6 protein-coding genes are annotated in these 7,384 nt (G+C 73.4%); 2 read left to right on the top strand and 4 right to left on the bottom strand.

All coding sequences use genetic code 11. From position 1 onward, the window contains the following. Positions 1 to 206 precede the first annotated feature (206 nt). Entirely contained in the window at positions 207 to 1,643 is a 1,437-nt protein-coding gene (locus tag GT045_RS39985; RefSeq protein WP_345942753.1) for a LuxR C-terminal-related transcriptional regulator, read from the top strand. 1,133 nt (positions 1,644 to 2,776) lie between these two features. Here the strand turns inward: GT045_RS39985 and GT045_RS25505 are convergent. Both GT045_RS25505 and GT045_RS25500 read right to left on the bottom strand, forming a co-directional pair. Next, a complete protein-coding gene (locus GT045_RS25505; RefSeq protein WP_161335585.1) occupies positions 2,777 to 3,229 on the bottom strand; it encodes a DUF1801 domain-containing protein in 453 nt (150 codons plus the stop codon). A gap of 247 nt (positions 3,230 to 3,476) precedes the next feature. Beyond that, on the bottom strand, positions 3,477 to 3,836 hold the full coding sequence (locus GT045_RS25500; protein WP_161289180.1) for a helix-turn-helix domain-containing protein: 360 nt from the start codon (positions 3,834 to 3,836) through the stop codon (positions 3,477 to 3,479). Positions 3,837 to 3,968: 132 nt separating this feature from the next. Between GT045_RS25500 and GT045_RS25495 the strand changes: the two genes are divergently transcribed. Next, positions 3,969 to 4,505: an STAS domain-containing protein gene (locus GT045_RS25495; RefSeq protein WP_161335584.1), complete on the top strand. Its 537-nt coding sequence runs from the start codon at positions 3,969 to 3,971 to the stop codon at positions 4,503 to 4,505. 737 nt (positions 4,506 to 5,242) lie between these two features. Here the strand turns inward: GT045_RS25495 and GT045_RS25490 are convergent. Beyond that, entirely contained in the window at positions 5,243 to 5,911 is a 669-nt protein-coding gene (locus GT045_RS25490; protein WP_161335583.1) for a sigma-70 family RNA polymerase sigma factor, read from the bottom strand. Between the two features lie 227 nt (positions 5,912 to 6,138). Beyond that, positions 6,139 to 6,951, bottom strand: a complete 813-nt coding sequence (locus GT045_RS25485) for a hypothetical protein (RefSeq protein WP_161335582.1) — start codon at positions 6,949 to 6,951, stop codon at positions 6,139 to 6,141. Positions 6,952 to 7,384: the final 433 nt, after the last annotated feature.

Genomic DNA, 7,384 nt, shown 5'->3' with positions numbered 1-7,384 from the left:
TGGTCACCGCCGTGGCCTTGAGTCTCGTCGCGGTCGCGTCGTGCAGTCGCGTGTGGTCACCGCCGTGGCCTTGAGTCTCGTCGCGGTCGCGTCGTGCGGTCGTCGGCGCTCTGCCGACCGGCGTCGACCGCTGGTCTCGGCCTGCGTCCGCCGGGGTGCGCTCCACCTTTGTACCGACCCCGGAGTCCGCCACGGATAATGGGCCGGTGTCCAGCCCAGGGATATCGGCCCGCGAGGCCGAGGTGCTCGCGTTGCTCGGGGAGCACCTCAGCAACGCGGAGATCGCAGCGAAGCTGGTCATTTCGGTCCGCACCGTCGAGTCGCACGTCTCGTCGCTGCTGCGCAAGCTCGAGTTGCCGGATCGGCGGGCGTTGTCCCGGCGTTCGGCCGAACTCGCCCACACCCGCCGACCGCGGCCGGCCCCCGCCCTCCCGGCGCCCCTGACGGCATTCGTCGGCCGGACGCGCGAGCGCGGGCAACTGGCCGAAGCGGTGCGCACACACCGGCAGGTGACGGCGGCCGGTCCGGGCGGGGTTGGCAAGACGCGGCTGGCGCTGGCGGTGGCCGCGGAGGTGGCCGGCGACTTCACTGACGGGGTGTGGTTCGTCGATCTGGTCCCGGTCACCGACGCGGCACGGGTGGGGGCGGCGGTCGCGGCTGCGGTGGGTGTGGGCGAGCAGCCCGGTCGCGGCCTCGACGAGGCGGTGATGTCCGCGCTGGCCGATCGCGAGGCGCTGCTGGTCCTGGACAACTGCGAGCAGGTGCGGGACGGGGTGGCACCGTTCGTCGAGCGGCTGCTGATGGCCTGCCCGCGGCTGCGCGTGTTCGCGACGAGCCGGGCCCGGCTGATGGTGCCGTTCGAGTGGGCCTTCCCGGTCCCGCCGCTGTCGCGGGCGGGCGGTGGTGAGTCGGATGCGGTGGCGTTGTTCGTGGAGCGGGCGGCGGCGTTCGGCCGGGCGCCGGATCCGGCGGTGCACCATGAGGTCGCCGCCCTGTGCGAACGTCTCGACGGCATGGCGCTGGCGATCGAGCTGGCGGCGGCGAGGTGGCCCACGCTCGGCCTCGACGGCCTCGCGGCCGGACTGTCCGACCAGTTGCGGATCCTGGCCGGCGGCCCTCGTGCCGACGGCAGGCACCGGTCGGTGCGGGCGGTGCTCGACTGGAGCCACGACCTGTTGGAGGCGCGCGACCGGGCGTTGCTGCGTCGGGTGTCCGTGTTCGTCGCGCCGTTCACCGCCAAGGCGGCGGCGGAGATCGCCGGGTTCGCCCCGCTGGATCCCGCTGGTGTCGCCGACGGACTCGGCAGGCTCGCCGAACAGAGCCTGCTCGTGGTGACGCAGTCCGCGTCCGGCACGAGGTACCAGGCTCTGGAGACGATCCGCCAGTACGGGACGGAGCGCCTCGCCGACGCCGGTGAGCTGACCGAGGTCCGGTCCCGCCATGTGCGGTGGTGCCTGGCTGACGCGGCCACGTTGACGGAAGCCGGCCGCCGGCGCCGACGCGCGCGCCCGGTTCGACGCGGTGGCGGAGGATCTCCGGACCGCCCTCGCCTGGGCCGTCGGCCGGCCGGAGCAGCGGGCGTCCGCCTACCGTCTCGCCTCGGCCCTGGCCGAACTGGCCTTCGGCCACCACCTGCTCGGTGAGGCGCAGCAGCGGTTCGAGCAGGCGGCCGGGCTCGCCGGTGACGCCGCCGCTGCCGCGGCGCTGCGGCAGGCCGCGGCCGTCGCCGGGTGCCGCAGGCTGGGCGAGGACATGTTCCGACTCCACCGTGCCGCCGCCCGGGCGGCCCGACGAGCCGGCCACACCACCGCCGCCGGCCGGGACCTGGCGGCCGCCGCCACCGCCGCGTACCGCTTCTCCAGCACGTTCGCCCTGGTCCCTGACGCGGACGAGGTGGGCGCCGTGCTCAGGGAAGCGCGGGAGCTGGCCGGTACCGGGGACCCGGTCGCCGTGGCGGCCGTGGCACTCGCCGAGGCGGCGGTGACCGCGGACGCCTACGGCGCGGTCCAGGGAGAGGTGGACAACAGCGCGCAGGAGACGCTCAGGTATGCCGAACGGGCCGTCGAGCTGGCCCGGCGCTCGGGGGACCCGGTGACCGAGTCGGCCGCCCTCGACGCGGAGCGACTGGCGCCGGAGCCGGACCGGGTGTGGAAGTGGGTCTGCTGGGTCTGGCTGCACTGGTACGTGGCGCTCCGGGCCGAGGCGTCGGTCCTCGCCGGGCACCCGGACGCGCGGGGCCGGGTGGACGACGCCCGGAGCGTGGTCCTCGGCAATCCGGTCGCCACCGCCCAACTGGAGCGGGCGGAAGCGCTGCTGGACGGCGACCTGCCCCGGCTTCTCGCAGCCGGGGAAGCGTTCGCCGCGGCAGGCTGCCGCTACCAGTCGGCGCGCACGCTGCTGCTGGCCGGGGGCGGCCACGAAGCGGACGGTACGGCGGCCCTCGTCCGCCTCGGTGTCACGCCGGTGGCTCCCGGACAGCCGCGGCCCGGGGTGTCCGCCGTGGGGAAGAGCGCGGGGTGAAGCCCTGTGGGACTGCGCTCGCCCCCTTCCCACCCCGGGATACCGCGCGGAGGCCAGAGGCGCACTCCCCACCCAGGCTGCCCCGCGGAAATCACAGGCGCACTCCCCACCCCCGCTGCCCCGCGGAAATCACAGGCGCACTCCCCACCCCCGCTGCCGGGCCGGGACCGCCAGCACACTCCCCACCCCGACTGCGTCGCGGAGACCACCAGCGCACTCCATACCCAGGCTGCCCCGCGGTGACCACGAAGGCGTCTCAGCTCACGGCCTGCTTCACGAGCGCGGCGATCCGGTCCTCCACCTCGGGCGTCACCTCGGCCAGGGCGAACCCGGCGGCCCACATCGGCCCCTCGTCCAGGTTCGCCTGGTCGCTGAAACCGAGCGTGGCGTAGCGGGACTTGAACTTCTGTGCGCTCTGGAAGAAGCAGACGATCCTGCCGTCCAGCGCGTAGGCGGGCATGCCGTACCAGAGCTTCGGCGCGAGCTGCGGGACGCCGGCTGTGATGACGGCGTGGACGCGCTCGGCCATGGTCCGGTCGGAGTCCTCCATCCCGGCGATCTTCTCGAGCACGTCCTGCTCGGCCTGCGCCGCCTTGTCCGTGCGGGACGAGCGGCGCGTGGCCTTCCGCATCTCCTGTGCGTGGTCCTTCATCGTGGCTCGTTCCTCAGCCGTGAATCCCTCGTACGTGCTGCTGTCGGTGGTGGTCATGATCATCCCTGGGGTCGTGGCGGCGCGACCGGCCGGTGTGTCCCGCCGGCCTCGGTCGCTGTGGCCACATCCTCTCCGGGGGGAGACGCGGACCGCTTCCGTGCTGACCACGGAATCCACCACGGACACCGCGCGGACCCAGGCCAGATGCCCGGTCGCCGCGCGAGCCCAGGCCAGACGCCCGGACACCACGCGGGCCCAGGCCAGATGCCGGTCGCCGTGCGGCCCCTGGGACGTCAGGTGTCGGTCAGCCGCCGACCGGGCCGGCCGGCGCGGCCGCAGCGGCGGGGCCGGAGCGGTGGGCCTCGTCCTGGGCCAGCAGGGACAGGAGGGAAGCCACCGTCAGGCCCAGCCCGGCCTCGGCGGGATGTCGCAGGACACGGCTCGGGTCGATCCGGTAGGTGTTGCCGCGTCCCTCCCGGGTGTGGGAGAGGTATCCGTCCTCCTCCAGGTCCACGATGATCTTCTGCACGGCTCGCTCGGTGAGCCGGCAGTGGGCGGCGATGTCACGGATGCGCGCGTTCTGGTTGTCCGCGATCGCGGCGAGGACGCGGGCGTGATTCGTGAGGAAGGTCCATCCGTTGTGTGGCTCGGGCACTCCATCCATGCCCGACAGTTTACCGACCTCAGGTTCGCGCACCCAAAAACACGTACTACATTTCGTGCATTAGTTGACGTGTATCGTCGCTTCGGGGGAACGTATGAGGCGGACCCCGACAGCCCGAAGAGGGAGTGAGCCATGCTTGACCCTGTCCACCGCGCCCAGCCCCTCGTCACACCGGGCCTGCGGCCGGGGACCCGCACCGGCGCGAGGCGTCCTCTGCCGCCCGGGCTGGCGATCGCCTCGTACACACCGGGCGGCAGCCGGACGCGCGTAGAGATTCGCGGCGAGCTCGACCTCGACTCCGGCAACCGGCTCCGGACGGGCCTGCTCGAAGCGCTCGCCGACTCGGCCACCGGTCTCGACCTGGACCTGAGCGGGCTCACCTTCTGCGACTGCGCCGGTCTGGGTGTCCTGCTGGACCTACGGCAGCGCGCCAGCAGCCAGAACAAGTCCGTCCTCGTCCGCGCCGGCAGTCCCCTGGTCGACAGACTCCTCCACCTCATCGGGGTCCGTGGGCTGTCCGCGCCCCATCCCCCGCCCTACGCCGCACTGCGACACCCGGCGCCCGACACCGCCCAGTGCCCGAAGACGGCGACGCCACCGGCCGTCATGTCGTCCGCGGCGAACTCACCGTCAGAGCCAGGAACGCGTGCGTCTTCAGTCGGCCGATGAACGGAAGGACGAGGGCGACGGACACACCCGCACCTGAGTCCACCGCTGCCGGTGGCATGAGTTCCCGGCGACCCAGGTCCGGCCCTCCCCCGCGTGCCGATGCCCCCGCCGACGTCGTCGGCGGGGGCATCGAGGGGTCATCGGCCCATGCGGCCGGTTGGCTCACCGGTGTCAGTAGTCGCCGGTTGGCTCACCGGTGTCAGTAGTTGGGGTGTGGCCTGCGTGCCGACGTGCGCGGCCGCTGACCGGGCACCGGACCGCCGCGTGCCGTGGGGGCCAGGCCCGCCGGGCGGCCCGATCGTGCGTCCGGCTCTCGTCGGCCGCGGCGGGCCCCACCGTGCTCCCCCCAGTACAGGACACTGCCGGCAGCCACGGCCATACAGATTCCGGCGCCCACCAGTGCGCCGAAGGCACCTCCCGAGGCGACGCCCAGACCGGCACCGACGAGCAAGCCCGCCAAGGAGGCGCGAATGAAGAACCTGCGAATTCTCTCGTCCACAACCATCACCTCTTTTCGCCCCGTCTTCTGCCCCACCCGTCGGCACGTAACCAACGAGTCGTCAGATCAGGTGAACGTCGAGCCGCACCGGAGGAGGTCCCCCATGCGACCCGTTCACAACAGGGCCGGGAAAGAAGCGGGGAAGAGGCCTGACCGGCGGCAGACGCCTCGGGGACTTCCCTTCGCCGTCCGGGCCGTTCTCCCCGCCTGACGATCCGTTCGTCGCCGCCGCGTTCCGTCAGGAACGTGCGGTACGCCCGCTGTTCCCCCGTTCGGGCCGGGTCGTGCTCCGAGTTCGCCGGGGGCAGGCCGCGGGGGTGCCGGACGCGTCGGCCTCCCGGAGAAGCCGTTCGAGAGTGGCGCGGGCACGCGACACGCGGGAGCGGACCGTGCCCACGGCACACCCGGCCAAGCGCGCCGCCTCCTCGTACGACAGACCGGCCAGCTGGGTGAGGACGAAAGCCCCCTTCCGTTCTCCGGGCAGGCCGTCCAGCAGGGCGAGCAGGGCCACGCCGTCGTCGAGGCCGGGCAGGCAGCTGGGCTGGGCGCGCTCCAGCAGCGTCTGCCAGTCGGTGGCGTCGGCGATCCGCGGGCGGGCCGCGGCGCGGCGCAGGCTGTCCGCGACCGCGCGCCGGGCGATCGAAAGCAGCCAGGTGCGCGCCGAGGCCCGTCCTTCGTAGCGGTGCAGGCTGCCGAACGCGCGCGCGAAGGTGTCCTGGGTCAGGTCGTGGGCGGACTGGGGGTCGCCGCTGAGCCAGGCGACGTAGCGCAGGACGTCGCCGTGCAGGGCGCGGACGAAGTGGTCGGCCGCGTCCGGGTCGCCGCCGCGGGCGGCGAGGGCCCAGGCGGTCGCCGTCGCGTCCGCGTGGGCGCGCTGCGCCCGGGCAGGGGTCAGGACAGAGATCATCGCGTGTCGTCCTTCGGGTCTTCCGGGGCCGCCCGCGCGGGGGCACGGCTCACCGGCGCTCGGGGTGCGTCCGTACGGGTGGGGTACGGCGATGCCCGGGACCCGTCAGGAGCGGCCTGCCGGCGGCGACGCGCGAGCGCGCCGAGGACAAGCGGCTGCTGGGGGGAAACTGCGTGCGGGAGCACCGCAGGACAAGGGAGAGGTGGGCCCCGGTGGATCCAGCTGTCTCAGACGACAGCGGCACCGGTGGGCGGGCCCCGGAAGGTGAGGGAACAGCCCAGAAGCAGACGCACCGGGGCCGGACCTGCGGCGGCGCGGCTCCTGTCGACGGCCGGACGGGCGAACGGCGTGGGGAGTGCCAGCAGGAGCAGAAGGGGCGCCAGCATCCAGGCCGCCGCCGCCCTCAGGACGCGGAACACCCCCCGCTCACCGTGAGCCAGCCACAGCCCGCACAGGGCGGCGGCGAGGAGATGCGCGACCAGCATGCCGACCGAGGCGGTACCACTCATGTCACCCATACCGTGCGCCACATGTGCGGTGTGCTCCATGCGCATGCCGCCCATGGAGCCCAGGGAACCCATATGCATACCGCCCATGGAGCCGGTGTCGATACCGCCCATGGAACCGATGTCCCCACCGCCCATGGAGCCGAGATCCATCGCCCTCATGGAACCCGTGCCCGTGACGCTCATATCTCTGGAGGCACCGGCACCAGCACCAGCACCAGCACTTGGCAGGACACCAGCACCCGGCAGGGCGCCGGGACCGGATGCCGGCCTGGACGTGAACCCCTGCGCCAGGGCGAAGGTCTCGTGGAGCACCCCCTGCGCCGTGATCACGACCGCGACGATCGGGGCCCGGCCGCGTTCCCGGCCGGCCAGCAGCCATCCGGCCGTTCCGGTCCCTGCCGCCGCGGCCGCCATGGGCCACCAGGGCACTGGCGTCCCCGACATCGTCACGTGACCGAGGGCGGCCAACAGCACGCAGACGGCGGCGAACACGCCCGCCCGCGTCGCGCGGCACCATCCTCGGACAGTCATGACCCGCCCATCCTCGCGCCCGGCATCCGATCGTCATCAGAGAGTACGTAGGAACTCCCACCCCCCGACTCAGCGACACCAGGGTGACCCGGCTCACCGGGCACGGATCCGGCCACCGGGTCGGACAAGCCTGCGGACACCGTGGTGACCGGGGCCGCACCCCGTGACGCGGCCCCTATTCAGTACGTGGTCGCGGTCCGAGGGCGCCGAGTTCCCGTCGGTCGACCGACGGTGTGGACGAGCGCGTCGGGCACCGGACGTACGCCGGGAAGGCCGGCCGCTGCTGCTAGCTTCGCGCACCTGGTCCGGGCCGGTTGGCCCTGTCGAGCGGGTGCGGAGGATCCGGTGACGAACACGAGAAGAGATCCCGACGACCCGGCACGGGGCCGTCTGCGGCGTCGCAGCCTGCTGGCGTCGGCCGCGCTGGCGGCGG

It is taken from the genome of Streptomyces sp. SID486 (assembly GCF_009865385.1).
Lineage (GTDB): Bacteria > Actinomycetota > Actinomycetes > Streptomycetales > Streptomycetaceae > Streptomyces.
This window is presented reverse-complemented; position numbering and strand designations above follow the sequence as displayed.

What these genes read in the sequence shown, in the direction of transcription:
- GT045_RS25485 (WP_161335582.1), bottom strand. Translation starts at nt 6,951, where the DNA reads ATGACTGTCCGAGGATGGTGCCGCGCGACGCGGGCGGGCGTGTTCGCC.
- GT045_RS25505 (WP_161335585.1), bottom strand. Translation starts at nt 3,229, where the DNA reads ATGACCACCACCGACAGCAGCACGTACGAGGGATTCACGGCTGAGGAA.
- GT045_RS25500 (WP_161289180.1), bottom strand. Translation starts at nt 3,836, where the DNA reads ATGGATGGAGTGCCCGAGCCACACAACGGATGGACCTTCCTCACGAAT.
- GT045_RS25495 (WP_161335584.1), top strand. Translation starts at nt 3,969, where the DNA reads ATGCTTGACCCTGTCCACCGCGCCCAGCCCCTCGTCACACCGGGCCTG.
- GT045_RS25490 (WP_161335583.1), bottom strand. Translation starts at nt 5,911, where the DNA reads ATGATCTCTGTCCTGACCCCTGCCCGGGCGCAGCGCGCCCACGCGGAC.